The organism is Sandaracinus amylolyticus (genome assembly GCF_021631985.1).
Lineage (GTDB): Bacteria > Myxococcota_A > Polyangia > Polyangiales > Sandaracinaceae > Sandaracinus > Sandaracinus amylolyticus_A.
This window is the reverse complement of the sequence record NZ_CP070225.1, coordinates 9,987,762-10,002,275: the sequence shown is the minus strand read 5'-3', so window position 1 is coordinate 10,002,275 and position 14,514 is coordinate 9,987,762. Positions and strand designations below refer to the sequence as shown.

The following is a 14,514-nucleotide window of genomic DNA, read 5'->3' as shown; positions in this document are numbered from 1 at the left end:
CGCTCACGGCGCGCACACCGGGCGCGCACACAGCGCGGCGCAGGTGGCGTCGCTCGGGAAGTCGGCCCAGCCCTCGTCCGCGACCAGCACGAGCCAGTCCTCGGCCCCGCCTGCGTCGTCGGGCTCACCGGCGCGCCACGACGCGAACGCGCCGACGGGTGCGGCGCCGTCCGCCGCGCCGGTCCAGAAGCGCCGGCCGTCGGCGTGTTGCCACGCGCCCTCCTCGGTCGCGTCCGATCCGTCGAGCCACGCGCAGCTCTGCGTGGCCTCGGTGAGCAGCTCGAGCCCCGCTTGGTGCGCCGCGTAGTCGGCGATCGCGATCAGCGCGCCACCGCGCTCGGCGCACGCGATCTCGGCGGCGTCGCGCGTCGACGCGTCGCACAGGAGCGCGAGGTCGAGACCGCTGCGGCGCGTGCGCGCGCAGATGCCGTCGCACACCGCGCCCTCGTCGATCGCACCGTCGCAGTCGTCGTCGCGATCGTTGCACCACTCCGCGCACGCGACGCAGCTCGTGGGCCCGTCGACGCTCGCGTCTTCCTGTTCGCGAGGCTCGGCGTCGGCGACGAACCCCACGCGACCGCAGCCGAGCACGAGCGCGGCGGCGTGCGCGAGCAAGAGCCGACGGACTGGTACGTTCCGCGCGCGCATCGAGTGCATCGCTCGTCCCCCCGCGTTCGATCGTACACGTGGACGCTCGACAGCGCGATGCATCGGCGCCATCACCAGGAGATGGTGCTCCCGTATGCGGTCGTGCAGCGCGTGATGCTCACGTGCTCCCATTGCGGAGCCGAGCAGACGCGGCTGGCCGCCGGCGTGAAGAAGGGCATGAAGCTGCGCTGCGAGCGCTGCCACAAGCTCTTCGACGTGCGCGAGGTGAAGCCCATGATCGGCACCGCGAAGCGCTGAGCCCCTACCGGAGTGCTCGTCCCGCAGGTCCGTACGGGAGCGCGCGAAGCGCGCGGACGGTAGGGGCCTGCGGGCGAGCCGATTTCTCGACAGGCTCGAGCGCTCAGCATCCGGTCGGCAGCTCGACGATGAACGTCGTGCCCTGATCGACCTCGCTCGCGACCGCGATGTGCCCGCCGTGCTCCTCGACGATCGTCCTCGTGATGAAGAGCCCGAGGCCGAGCCCGCCGTAGTGACGCGACGAGACGCCGCGGCGGAACGGCTCGAACACGTGGTCGCGCACCTCGGGCCCGATGCCGATGCCGTGGTCCGTGACCACGACGCGCGCGAGCTCGCCCTCTCGCGTGACGCTCACGTCGATGCGCTCTCCGCGCCCGAACTTGATCGCGTTCCCGAGCAGGTTGATCAGAACCTGCTCGAGCCGCGCGCCGTCCCAGCATCCCGCGACCGACGTGTCGCCGCTGACGACGAGCTCGCTCCCCGAGCGCGCGAGATCCTGCGCGAGCAGCGAGCTCGCCTCGCGCACGATCTCGCGCAAGTCGGTGCGCTGGCGATCGAGCTGCAACCGGCCGCGGCGGATGCGCGAGACGTCGAGCAGGAGCCCGATGAGCGAGTCGAGGCGGTGCACCTGCCGCGTGACGAGCGCGGTCACCCGCTGCGCGTCGGCGAGACACGAAGGAGGCAACATGCGCGGAAGGCCCTGCACCGCGAGCTGCAGGCTCGCGAGCGGCGTGCGCAGCTCGTGCGAGGCGATCGAGAGGAACTCGTCGCGCAGGCGCACCGCGTCCTCGGCCTCGCGGTAGAGGCGCGCGTTCTCGAGCGAGTTGGCGGCGCGATGCGCGAGCTCCTGCGCGAGCGAGAGGTCCGCCTCGTCGTGGATGCGCGCCGCGGAGGAGGAGCCGATCGTGAGCACGCCGACGACGAGATCGCGCGCACGCAGGGGCACCGCGATCACGCTCTGCGCGTCGTGGAGCTCGGTCGCGCCCCGGAGCTGCGGCTCGCCGGTGCGCAAGACGAGCGCGGCGATCGAGTCGTGATCGTGCTGTGCGCCGAGCAGCGCCTCGCGTCGCTCGTCGACGTGCGCCTGCGCGACACGCGACACCGATCCGTCGGGGTACGCGACGTCGAGCGTCGACCAGTCGCCGAGGAAGGGCACGGCGAGCTTCGCGACGCACGAAGCGGTCGCGTCCGGGTCGAGCGAGCGCGCGAGCGCGACGCTGGCCTCCGACAAGAAGCGGAGGCGCCGCTCGGCGCGCGATCGTTCGCCCACCTCGAGCCGCAGATCCTCGAAGAGACGGCTGTTCTCGAGCGAGATCGCGACCTGCGACGAGAGCAGGCGCAGCACCTGGACGCGCTCCGCGGTGAACGCGCGCGTGACGAGATCGTTCTCGAGGTAGAGCACGCCGATCGTGCGGCCTTGTCGCGGGATCGGCATCGCGAGCGCGGACTTGGTCTGGCGCGCGGCGACGTACGCGTCGGCGCCGAAGCGCACGTGGTGCGCGGCATTCGCGAGCACGAGCACCTCGCCGCTGCGGAACGCGTGCTCGACGAGCGACGTCGGCGCGCGGTCCGATGCGCGCAGCGGCGCGACGTCGAGGTTCGGCGGCTCGCCCACCGCGCCCGCGGCGCGCACCTCGAGGGCGCCGTCACGGTCGAGCACCAGCACGCCACGCTGCGCGCCCGCGGTGGCGAGGCAGATCCGCATGAGCTTCTCGACCACGCCCTCGAACGAGACCTCGCTCGAGATCGTCTCGGCGGCCTCGAAGAGACCGAGCCGATCGAGCGCGGCCCGCGCGACCTGATCGCTCGGAGGCGTGATGACGACGTTGAGCGGGATCGTCCCGCTGACGCCGAGCTCGCGCGTCTCCTCCTCGAGCGCCTCGACCTTCGCGGTCGCGCCCCATCGCGCGTACGCGTCCATCGCGGCCTCGAGATAGAACGCCGCGATGCGTCGCTGGCCGAGCGCGCGGTAGTAGCGTCCCGCGAGCTCGCTCGCGAGGGCTTCGTCCTGCTCGAACCCTTCGCGGCGCGCGCCGGCGATCGCAGCCTCGTAGCGCGACGTCGCCTCGACGTGCTGCCCGCGGAGCCGCGCCGCCTCGGCGGCCACGAGGTCGTGTTTGTGCGCGAAGTTCGGAGGGCAGTTCTCGGCCCAGCGTCGCAGTCGCTCGCGACCACGATCGATCGCGGCGAGCAGCGTGTCGCGCTGGTCGGGCGCGAGGTCCGCCAGCGACGCGCGCGTCAGGCACGAGAAGTACACGTACTGCGCGAGGAGGAAGAGGCCGCTGACCGCGCGCCAGCGCTCGCCCGCCGCGTCCATGCGCGCGCGGGCGTCGCGCAGATCGCCGAGCAGGTACGACGTCTCGAGCCGCATGACGTGATAGACGCACTCGTGATGGGGCGACTCGGCGAACGCGCCGGCGAAGCGCACCTCGTCGAAGTCGTCGTCCTCCCACGCACCACGATCGCGCGTGCGTCCCTGGAGACAGCGGATCATCTGTCGCTGCAGCGTCAGCTGCTCGGTGCCGGCCTGCTGCTTCAGGCGCCGGCAGAACGAAGCAGCGCGCTCGACCTCGCTGAGCACGTGCCCGAGCGCCGTGCCCTGCTGGTAGAGCACGCTCGTGAGCGCGGCGCGCGTGCGTCCGGCGTAGCCCGAGTCGCCCACCTCGGAGCTCGCGGCGATCGCGCGCCGGATGATCGGTACGCTGCTGCGGAGCGGCGCGCGCCAGTGGTTCATGAACACCGCGAAGAGCGTCAGCGCGCGCGACTTCTGGGTGCGCCATCGCTGCGAGAGCGCGGCGCCGAGCCGGATGTACGAGTGCGCGGCCTGCGGGTCGCCGCGATCCTCCATGAGCTTGCCGTACGTCGCGTACGCGATGCCCGCGGGCGCGACGTTGCCGTGCTCGAGCACGAGGCGAACGGTGCGCGCGCGGATCCACACGTGCAGGCGCCAGCTCGAGTAGAACGTCGGCGCCGCGAGGTCGTCGAGCAGCTGCACACACGCGAGCGCATCGGGGTCGCGCATCGGAGGCGCGGCGATCAGCTCCTCCTCCGAGCGCTCGCGTCGCGCCGCCGCGACCGCGACGACCTCGTCCTCGACGGCGTGCGCGAGATCGTCGTCGGGCAGCTCGATGCCGAGGATGTGCAGCCCCTCGCGGCCCCACCGCGTCGCCTCGCGATAGGCGCCGCGCGCATCGGCGGCGAGCAGGCGCAGCGAGTAGAGCGCGGCCTTCTCGAAGCGCGACGGCGCGTGGAGGATCGCAGCCTCGACCAGCGCCTCGGCGCGCGCGTGATCGCCGACGACGTACGCGGCCTCGGCGGCATCGCGATGCAGCGCGAAGCAGAGCTCCGCGTGCGTGTCCCACGCGCCCTCGGGCAGCAGCGCGAGGCCGCGATCGTGGTAGGCGAGCGCCGGTCCGAACGCCGACGCGGCCTTCGCGGCGCGGCCGGCGGCGAGGTCGAGCTCGGCGAGCTCGATCCGCTCGGGCGCGCTCATCAGCGCGGCGCCGAGGTTCAAGTGATCGACGCGATCGAAGAGGCGCTGCTCGCGCGTCGTCGGATCTTCGCCGAGCAGGCGCCCGAGCCGGAGGTGCAGGCGCTGGCGCTCGGTCTCGTCGAGCAGCGAGCCCATCGCCTGCTGCACACGATCGTGCGCGAAGCGGTAGGTCGTGTCGGCGGGCGCGACGCGCGCCTCGGCGACGAGCAGGCTCTGATCGACCGCGGTCCACAGCGCCTCGGCGATCTCGGCCGGAGGGCGCTCGACGAGACGCGCGAGCAAACCGACGTCGATCGCACGCCGGAAGCACGATGCCGCGCCGAGCACGCGCTGCACGCTCGGCGGCAGTCGGCGCACCGCGTCGAGCATCAGCTCGACGACGTTCTCGCTCATCGGCGACGCCGCGATCTGCTCGGTGCTCCAGCTCCACTCGGCGTGCTCCGCGTCGAGCGCGAGCAGCCCTCGCTGGTGCAGGTCCCGCAGGAAGCGCTCCACGTAGAACGGGTTGCCCGCCGTCTTGCGGTGCACGATGGCGGCGAGCTCCTCCGCGCGCTCCGGGCTCGCGTGGAACGCGTCGGCGCAGAGCGCCGTCACCGCGGCACGATCGAGCGGACCGAGGAGCATGGAGCGCAGCGGCGCGTCGTGCGCGCGGATCGCGACGAGCGCGTCGCCGAGGGGCGGCTCGGCGGTGCCGTCCTCGCTGCGGTACGCACCGACGAGCAGGACGTGCCGCAGCGTCGTGCTCGTCGCGAGCATCTCGAGCACGCGCAGCGAGGCGGCGTCCGCCCACTGCAGGTCGTCGACGAAGAGCACGAGCGGCGACTCCGCCGTGGCGAGCGCTTGCACGAACTGCTCGAACGTGAGGTCGAACCGGGTCTCCGCGTCGGCCGGCGCGACCGGCTCGAGCGGGGGAGACTCACCGAGCAGCGCACGCGCGCTGGGCACGAGATCGGTGATCACACGCGCGTTCGCGCCGACGGCCTCGGCGATGCGCGCGCGCCACTCGTTCGACGTCGCGTCGGGCGCGGCGGCGAGCTCGCGCACGATCGCCTCGAGCGCCTCGATCAGCGGCGCGTACGGTGCGTTGCCGCGCACGGGATCGAGCTTGCCCGCCCCGAAATGAGCGCCGACCGCGCGGGCACGCGCCCGGAGGGCCTGCACGATCGCGGTCTTCCCGATGCCCGCCGGGCCCGTGATCATCACGGTCTCTCGCGCGCCCTGGCGCGCTCGCTCGAACGCGCCCTCGAGCAGCGCGAGCTCGTGATCGCGACCGTAGATCCGGCCCTCGGGCACCATCGCGCGCGCGACGTCGAGCCGCGCGAGCTCGAAGGGCTCGATGGTGCGCGACGCGTCCCACCGCGCGCGTGCCTCGCGCAGATCCGCGACCAGCGAGTCGGCGCTCTGGTAGCGCTGCTCCGGCACCTTCGCGAGCAGCTTCAGCACCAGATCCGAGAGCACCCGCGGGATCTCGGGTCGCACCTCGCTCGGCGGCAGCGGATCGCGCGCGAGGTGCGCGTGCACGAGCTCGACGGGATCGCGCAGCGCGAACGGCGGCCCGCCGGTGAGCATCTCGTAGAGCGTGGCCCCGAGCGCGTAGAGGTCCGCGCGCTGGTCCACCACACGATCGAGGCGGCCCGTCTGCTCGGGCGCGACGTAGAGCAGCGTGCCCTCGACGTCGACCTCGAGCGCCTCGCGCGGCGCGGGCCCGGGCACGTCGGTCGCGAGATCGAAGTCGACCAGCGTGATGCGACGGCCGTCGGCCGAGACCACGACGTTCGTCGGGTTGATGTCGCGGTGGAGGACGTGCGCGCGATGGAGCTGCGCGACGATCTCCGCGAGCTCCACCGCGATCCGCAATGCGTCGTCGATCGCGAGCGGGCCGCGCCGTAGCAGCGACTTCAGGTGACGCGGGCCGGCGTCCTCGAGCCAGAGCCGCGGCCGATCGCCCTCGGGATCCTCGATCGCGATCACGCGCGAGATCCCGGAGATCGCGCTCACGCGCGAGAGCATCGCGTGCTCGCGGACCAGCAGCTCCGCCGCGCGCGCCGCGCGCGCTCCGCGCCGCACCGTCTTCAGCACGCGCGAGCGGCCGCTCGCGTCGCGCACACGGAACACCGAGTAGCGAGGCCCGTGGTGGATCTGCTCCTTCGACGACCAGCTCCGCTCTTCGCGCTCGACCATGCGTCGACGTCTCTGCTCGCGTCGCGGAACGCCGAACGTCGCATCGGACGTGCCATGTCGCGACGCACCGGGCCGCGCGCGAACGCGCGATCGACGAAGGCCGCCGCGCGTGGGCCCGCGTCACACGCCGGTGGCAGCGCGCCCCGCACGGCGCGGTCGGCTCGCGCTCAGACCAGCAGCCCCGCGACGCACGCGGTCATGAAGCACGCGAGCATCCCCGCGATCATCGCGCGCGGACCGATGCGCGCGAGATCACCACGACGCTCGGGCGCCATCGCGCTGATCCCGCCGATCTGGATCGCGATCGAGCCGATGTTGGCGAAGCCGCAGAGCGCGTAGCTCGCGATCACCGCCGCACGCCGGCCGAGGAACGGCGTCTCCTGCGCGAGCCCGTCGGCGAGGCGCATGTACGCGACGAACTCGTTGAGCACGAGGCGCTCGCCGAGCAGCGCGCCCACGGTCGCGCACTCCTCGGGCGGCACGCCCATCACGAACGCGAAGGGCCAGAAGAGCCAGCCCAGGATCCCCTGCATCGAGAGCGGATCCCACGCGACGAGGGGCGACTGCGTGACGCCGAGCTCGTTCGCCGCGCGGATGCACTGCGCGAGCGCGGCCGCGCCGCTCGGAGCATCGCAGCCCGCGGGGATCGCCATCTCCGCGCGCCGCAGCCCGTCGAGCGCCTCCATCCACTCCACGCGGTTGTGCAGCAGCGCCGGCACCGCGAAGAGCCAGTTCACCATCGCGACCAGCGCGAGGAACGCGAGCAGCATCGCGCCCACGTTCATCGCGAGCTTGAGCCCGTCCGCGGCGCCGCTCGCGGCCGCGTCGATGACGTTCGCGTAGGGCGCCTCGTCCTCCATGTCGAGCGAGCCGGCGGACACCGGCGTCTCGCGCTCCGGCATCATCACCTTCGCGATCAACAGCGACGCCGGCGCGCTCATCACGCTCGCCGCGATCAGGTGCCCCGCGATGTCGGGGAAGCGGGCGCGCAGCATGCCGACGTACGCCGCGAGCACGCCGCCCGCGATGCTCGCGAAGCCCCCGGTCATGATCGCCATGAGCTCCGACTTCGTCATGCGCGCGACGTACGGCTTCACGACGAGCGGCGCCTCGGTCTGTCCGACGAAGATGTTCGCGGCCGCGCTCAGCGTCTCCGCGCCGCTGGTGCGCAGCGTGCGCTGCATCGCCCACGCGAACGCCTTCACCACGCGCTGCATCAAGCCGAGGTGGTAGAGCACCGTCATCAGCGCGCTGAAGAAGATGATCGTCGGCAGCACGTTGAGCGCGACGGTGAAGTGCTGATCGAGATAGTCGCCGAAGAGGAAACGACTGCCCTCCGCGGTGAAGTCGAGCAGCGCCGAGACCGCGTCGTTGAGCACCGAGAAGAGCGCGAGGCCGGTCTCGGTCTTCAGCACCAGCACGCCGAACGCGAGCTGCAGCGCGACGCCGGAGGCCACGACGCGCCAGGGGAACGCCTTGCGATCGGTGGAGAGCGCCCACGCGATCAGGATCATGACCACGAGGCCGATCAGCGAGAGCGCGCGCTGCCAGATCGGCACCGGCGCGTCGACGAGCGTTGCGAACGAGCCCACGAGCGCGCCAGGAGACCACGCTTTCGGGGAGAACTGCCAGCACGAGCGCGCGTATCCTCGTCCCGCGCGGAGGACTGAGCAGTGAGAACACGATGGCGCGCAGCGCTCTACGGACTGATGGTCGCGGCGGCGGTGGGATGTGGCGACGACGACGGCTCGCCGACGCCGGATGGCGGAGCCGGCATCGACGCCGCGGTGATGGATGACGATGGCGGCAGCGTCGGTGTCGACGCGAGCGAGGCGCGGCCCGACGCGCCGGCGCCCGAGCCGTGCGAGACGCCGGGCAGCACCGAGACCGTCGCGTGCGGTCTCTGCGGGAGCGTCACGCGGTTCTGCACCGCGGACCTCGTGTGGGCCTACGGCGTGTGCGATCAGGACGAGAGCGCGTGCGCGCCGGGCACCACGCGCACGATGCCCTGCGGCCACTGCGGCGCGCAGACGCAGCGCTGCGACGCGAGCTGCACGTGGGTCGACGAGGGCACGTGCGGTGACGAAGGCGAGTGCGAGCCGGGCACGATGACGCGCGGGCGCGCCGACTGCGCCGAGGACGAGACGCGCGAGCTCACGTGCAGCGACGCGTGCACGTTCGAGCCGAGCTCGGAGTGCATGGCGGACGCGTGCACCACGCCGGGCACCCTCGAGACCGTCGCATGCGGGCGATGCGGGACGCAGGAGCGGTTCTGCAGCGCAGCGCGAGTGTGGGAGTACGACCCCTGCGAGAACGAGGGCGAGTGCGTGCCGGGAACGACCGGCAGCGCGGAGTGCGGCATGTGCGGCACCCGGACCGCGCGCTGCGACACGACGTGCACGTGGGTGCCGACCGGCACCTGCGGTGGTGAGGGCGAGTGCGCGCCCGGTGAGACCACGCGGACCGAGAACGGCTGCCCCGCGGGCCAGACTCGGCTGGTCCGATGCAGCCCGGCGTGCGGCTACACCGAGGAGCTCGCGCCGTGCACCTCGACGCCGCCGATCGACGTGCTCTTCCTCGCCGACGCGACGGGCTCGAACCTGGATCCGTTCCAGGCCGATCGCGTCACGTTCGTGTCGCGCTGCGTCGATCCGCTCCTCGCGCTCACCGACGCGCACGTCGGCCTCGCCTTCTACGGCGATCACATCGGGCCGGGACAGACGTTCCAGGGCGCGGTCGAGCTCGGGCGTGGCACGGGCTCCACGATCGACGCCCGCATCGCCAGCCAGGCGTTCCTCGGCGGCGGCGACGACTCGACGATGGAGGCGCTCAACATCCTCACCGGGGCGACGCCCCAGCCCGACGCGGTGCCGTTCACGTGCTCGAGCGGGCGCGTCGCGGGTGGGTGCTGGCGGAGCACCTCGCAGCGCGTGATCGTGATGCTCACCGACGAGAACGCGCGCAGCGGCCCCGACCCCGCGAGCACCGGCCTGCTCAACCCGTGGCCCACCGGGCCCTCGTGGACGGACTCGGTGCGCACCCGCCTGATGAGCGACGACACGCTGCTGATGGTCGTGCTCGACGACGACTTCACGCCCGCCAACGCGCGCCCGCAGTACGAAGAGATGGTCAGCGATCTCGGTCAGCCGCCGAGCGACGTGTACGTCCAGCCCGCGACGGGCATCGCCACGACCTGCGACGCGCTCGTCGCACGCCTGCGCGAGATCGCGGGGCTCTGAGATCGACGCGGAGGACGCCACGCGCGTCCTCCGCGCGCTCGACCTCTCAGTACCCCTCGGCCGACATCGGCGCGGCCTGCAGCTCGTAGCTGCGCGCGCGCTGCTCCGACTCGGTGCGCGCCGCGCCCGCGGCATCGGCATCACGCGCCACCGACGCCGAGCGACGGCGCAGGTCGCCCTCGATCTGCGCGTCGGCGAAGTCGTACGTCGTGACCGTGCGATCGAGCTGCAGACGCGCCGCGGCGAGCTCGCGCTGGGCACGCTCCGCCTCACCGCGCGCGAGCATCTCGGCGGCGCGCCGCTGGGCCTCGCTCGCCTCGTGCTGCGCGACCATCGCAGCGACGCGGGGGGTCGTCGGTGCGCTCGCGACCGCGCGCGCGTCGGTCGTCGCCTCGTAGCGCAGCACCGTGTCCTGGGTGCGCACGTCGCGGCTCTCGGGCGTGCGGTACGAGAGGCGCACGTTCGCGAGCGGCTGGTTGCCCGCGTTCCCCGGGCTCACCCGCACGCGGAACAGGATCTCGCGGCGCTGACCGGCGTCGAGCGCGCCGAGCGCGAAGCGCAGCCGGCCGCCCTCGATCACCGCGCCCGTCGTCGCGCCGCCGAGGATCACCACGCCGGGCGCGGGCACGATCTCGATCGTGCCGTCGAGCGCGACCGAGCGCTGCATGCGCTGCAGCTCGTGCTCGAGGATCGCGGCCATCTGGTGCGGCGCGCCGAGGTGGTGCAGGCGCCCCGCGCTCCGCACGACCATCGCCTGCAGCGTCTGCGGATCGTAGTCGTAGCCCACCCCGATCGCAGTGACCTGGGTGCCCCACTCGGTCGCGCGCGCCGCGAGGTCGCCGAGCGACTGAGGATCCGAAGGACCGACGTTCGCGCGCCCGTCGGAGATCACGAACACGCGCCGCACCGGGTGCGTCGCGGGCGCCTGCGCGATGCGCCCGATGCCCGCCTGCATTCCGTCCCACAGGTTCGTGCCGCCGCCCGCGACGATCATCCCGGCGCGCTGGATCAGCATCCCGCGCGTCGCGGCGTTCACCACGGTCGGCGGTGCGATCTCGGTCACCGCGTTCGAGAAGCCGTAGACCGAGACCACGTCTCCGTCGGAGAGCGACTCGATCAGGCTCTGCGCGGCCATGCGCGCGTTCTGGATCTTGTCGCCGGACATCGATCCCGAGGTGTCGATCACGAGCGACACCGCCATCGGCGCGCGCACGCTCGGAGGCGCGACGACGTTGGGCGCATCGACCCACACTCCCACCCACGCCTCACCCGCGCCGCCGACCACGACGCGTCCCTGGAGCGGCGCGCCGCCGACCCACGCGTCCTGCGCGTCCGCTCGCCCCACGAGACCGATCACGACCCCGAGCGCCAGCAGCGCCCCCAGCAACGTCCGCATGCACGCCTCCGCCGGGCACGAGACGCGCGACGCGGGCGAACGATCTGGGGCTACCATCGAATCGTGAGCACGCCCCGTCGCCGTCGCTGGATCGCGGCCCTCGCCGCGGTCCTCACGCTCTCGATCGGTGGCGGCGCGTTCGCGTTCGTGCGCTCGCGCGACGCGGCCGCGGCGCAATGGGCGCAGGTCGATCCGATCGCCGACGACGCGAGCTACCAGGACGACACGCTGCTCGGGCGCGCCTGGCAGCTCCCCGCGGCGCGCCGCTACCACGCGCGCTTCGTGTCACAGCCGAACGGCAGCTTCTGTGGGCCGACCAGCATCGTCGACGTGATGCGCTCGCTCGATCAGCCGGGTGAGCTCTCGACCGTCCTCGAGGGCACCGACATCACGACGATCGCGGGCTTCCTCCCGAGCGGGATCACGCTCGATCAGCTCGCGACGCTCGCCCGCACGCGCTTGCCATCGCGCCGCGTCACCATCCACCGCGACTTCGATCTCGCGACGTTCCGCGCGCTCCTCGCGCGACACGCGAACAGCGAGTCCGATCGCATCGTCGTCAACTTCCATCGCGGCCCGCTCTTCGCGCGCGGCGGAGGGCACCACTCGCCGATCGGCGGCTATCTTCCCGACGACGATCTCGTCTTCGTGCTCGACGTGAACGACGACTACGACCCGTGGCTCGTGCCCACCGAGCGACTCTTCGCGGCGATGGACACCGTCGACGGCGCGAGCGGCCTCGAGCGCGGGCTGATCGTCATCGACTCAATCGAATAGCTCGTCGATGCCGACGTCGACGTCGGTCGACGGCGGCGGTCCGGGCACGAACACCCACGGGCTCGGCTCGCCGACCGTCCGCGGCACCGATCCACTCGCGATCACCGTCGCCGCGAGCGCGACCCACACGCCCGCGCGGTGGACGAGCTGCACCACGATCGATCGCGCGCACTGCGCGAGATCGAAGCGCACCTCGGCAGCGAGCTCGCTCCCCGCGTGCCCGCGCGTGATCACCGGCACCACGACCGCCGCCGTGATCATCGCGATCGCCGCGAGGCACTCCTGCGACGCGCTCGCAGCACCCGCGTCGACGGGCCCGACGATCTCCTGCGCGTGCTCCTCGACGTAGCGGCGCGCGAGCTCGACCAGCGGTCGATCGTGCTCCTCCGCGCTGGGCCCGCCCGAGGCCGGCGGGGCGAGCCACTCGCCACCGAAGCAGCAGCACCCCTGGGCCAGCACCGCCACGAGCACGATCGCGATCGACCTCACGTCTCCACGTCCTCCACGACGCGAGCGCGCACCGCGGCGACGGAGCGCCGCCACGGTGCTTCGTGCATCAGTCCTTGTCGCCCGCGTACATCGCGTCGATCTCCGACGCGAAGTTCCGCGCCACGACGCTGCGCTTGATCTTCAGCGTCGGCGTGAGCTCGCCGGTGTCGATGCCGAACGGGCGCGGCAGGATCGTGAACTTCTTGACCTGCTCCACGCGCGCGAGCTTGTCGTTCACCTCGTCGAGCTGCCGCTGGATCTCGGCGCGGATCGCGTCGGACTCGTGCAGCGCGCCGCGGATGCCCTTCTCCGTCGCGACCTTCTGCGCCGCGTCGGGCTCGAGCGTGACGAGCATCGTGAGGTACTTGCGGCGATCCCCGATCACCACCGCCTCACCGACGAGCGGATGGTTCTTCACCGCGCTCTCGATGTTCTTCGGCGTGATGTTCTTGCCGCCCGCGGTGATGATGATCTCCTTCTTGCGCCCGGTGATGTGGAGGAAACCCTCCTCGTCGAACCGCCCGAGATCGCCGGAGTGCAGGTAGCCCTTGTCGTCGATCGTCTCGCGCGTCGCCGCCTCGTCCTTGAAGTACCCGAGGAAGACGTTCTTGCCGCGCACGAGGATCTCGCCGTCGTCGCCGATCTTCACCTCGACGCCGGGCAGCGGGACACCCACCGAGCCGAACTTCGTGCGCCCCGCGAGGTTGAAGCTCGTCGGTCCGCAGTCCTCGCTCTGCCCGTAGATCTCCTGGATGAGGATCCCGATGCTCGCGAAGAACTCGATCACTTCCTTCGCGATCGGCGCCGCACCGCTGACGAGCACCGTCGCCTGATCGAGCCCGATCGCCTGCTTGATCTTCGAGAACACGAGCCGCTCGGCGAGCGCGTACTGCAGCGCGAGCGCGCCCTTCGGCTCGTCGCCCTTCGCGCGCAGCGCGCTCGCACGCGCGCCCACACCGCGCGCCCACTGCACGAGCTTCGCCTTCGCGCCCTTCGCGTCGCGCATGCGCCCGTCGAGCGTCGCGTGGAACTTCTCCCAGATGCGCGGCACGCCGAAGAAGAGCGTGGGCCGCACCTCCTTGAGGTTCTCGACGAGCACCTTCGGATCGATCGACTCCGCGAAGTACACCGACGCGCCGCCGGTGATCGGGCCGTGGATCGTCGCCATCTGCTCGGCGATGTGCGAGAGCGGCAGGTAGCTCAGCGAGCGCCCCGACGCGTCGATCTTCGTCAGGTCGCGCAGCACGCTCGCGGTCCACGCGAGGTTCTCGTGGCTGAGCATCACCGCCTTCGGCGGGCCGGTCGTGCCCGACGTGTAGATCAGCGTCGCGCTCTCGTTCGGCTGGAGCGCGTCGACGCGATCGAGCACGTCCTTCTCCGAGACGGCGTCACCGCGGGACATGAAGTCGTCCCAGCTCATCGCGCCCTCGACCTTGGGCCCGCGCATCACGACGACGTGCTTGAGCGCGGGCAGCTCGGCGCGCTTGCTGAAGACCTTCTTCGCCTGATCGGCGTTCTCGACGAGGACGAGCGGCGCCTCGGAGTGGTTCAGGATGTACGCGACCTCGTCGGCCGAGCTGGTCGTGTAGATGCCCGCCGCCGCGCCGCCCGCGGTCATCGCCGCGAGATCGAGGATCACCCACTCCGGCCGGTTGAAGCCGAGCAGACAGACGCGCTGTCCGGGCTGGAACCCCAGCGCGATCAACGCGCGCGCGGCCTGCGTGACCTCGCGCGCGTATCCGGCCCAGCTGGTCGACTTCCAGATGCCGTTCTCCTTCACCAGATAGGCTGGCCGGTCGGGCCGCCGCTTCGCTTGTTCGAGGAGCCGCCTCGGGATCGTGTCGACCACGCTGTCTTCCTCCGCGTTGGACGGGCCGCATCTTACTCGAAGCGAGAAGCGCCCACAGCGCCGCATCGATCGTGTGCCCTCGCGATCGTGCTCTGGATTCTCCGGATCGGGTGATCCATCCTCGCGAGAGATCGATCGCCGTTCGATCGATCCCTCGTGCCGTGTCGCCACAAGCCCCTTCGTC

9 protein-coding genes are annotated in these 14,514 nt (G+C 72.0%); 3 read left to right on the top strand and 6 right to left on the bottom strand.

All coding sequences use genetic code 11. The features are described from left to right. Positions 1-3: 3 nt before the first annotated feature. Positions 4-615: a lectin-like protein gene (locus I5071_RS42560; RefSeq protein ID WP_236519129.1), complete on the bottom strand. Its 612-nt coding sequence runs from the start codon at positions 613-615 to the stop codon at positions 4-6. Between the two features lie 90 nt (positions 616-705). Here I5071_RS42560 and I5071_RS42555 point away from each other — a divergent pair, with 90 nt between their 5' ends. Beyond that, entirely contained in the window at positions 706-906 is a 201-nt protein-coding gene (locus I5071_RS42555) for a hypothetical protein (protein ID WP_236519128.1), read from the top strand. Between the two features lie 103 nt (positions 907-1,009). On the opposite strand, the gene I5071_RS42550 is transcribed toward I5071_RS42555, so the two are convergent. Both I5071_RS42550 and I5071_RS42545 read right to left on the bottom strand, forming a co-directional pair. Beyond that, positions 1,010-6,580: an AAA family ATPase gene (locus I5071_RS42550; RefSeq protein ID WP_236519127.1), complete on the bottom strand. Its 5,571-nt coding sequence runs from the start codon at positions 6,578-6,580 to the stop codon at positions 1,010-1,012. 167 nt (positions 6,581-6,747) lie between these two features. Further along, a complete protein-coding gene (locus tag I5071_RS42545) occupies positions 6,748-8,172 on the bottom strand; it encodes a NupC/NupG family nucleoside CNT transporter (RefSeq protein WP_236519126.1) in 1,425 nt (474 codons plus the stop codon). 81 nt (positions 8,173-8,253) lie between these two features. Here I5071_RS42545 and I5071_RS42540 point away from each other — a divergent pair, with 81 nt between their 5' ends. Beyond that, positions 8,254-9,819, top strand: a complete 1,566-nt coding sequence (locus I5071_RS42540; RefSeq protein WP_236519125.1) for a hypothetical protein — start codon at positions 8,254-8,256, stop codon at positions 9,817-9,819. A 46-nt stretch (positions 9,820-9,865) separates the two neighbouring features. Here I5071_RS42540 and I5071_RS42535 read toward each other — a convergent pair whose 3' ends face one another. Beyond that, positions 9,866-11,215, bottom strand: coding sequence for a vWA domain-containing protein (locus I5071_RS42535; protein ID WP_236519124.1), 1,350 nt, complete (start codon positions 11,213-11,215; stop codon positions 9,866-9,868). A 63-nt stretch (positions 11,216-11,278) separates the two neighbouring features. Between I5071_RS42535 and I5071_RS42530 the strand changes: the two genes are divergently transcribed. Continuing rightward, a complete protein-coding gene (locus I5071_RS42530) occupies positions 11,279-11,992 on the top strand; it encodes a phytochelatin synthase family protein (protein ID WP_236519123.1) in 714 nt (237 codons plus the stop codon). Here I5071_RS42530 and I5071_RS42525 read toward each other — a convergent pair. Beyond that, a complete protein-coding gene (locus I5071_RS42525; protein WP_236519122.1) occupies positions 11,981-12,481 on the bottom strand; it encodes a hypothetical protein in 501 nt (166 codons plus the stop codon). The genes I5071_RS42530 and I5071_RS42525 overlap by 12 nt on opposite strands. A 67-nt stretch (positions 12,482-12,548) precedes the next feature. After that, the gene (locus I5071_RS42520) at positions 12,549-14,330 is read right to left on the bottom strand and encodes an AMP-dependent synthetase/ligase (protein ID WP_236519121.1); all 1,782 of its coding nucleotides are present in this window, start codon (positions 14,328-14,330) and stop codon (positions 12,549-12,551) included. Positions 14,331-14,514: the final 184 nt, after the last annotated feature.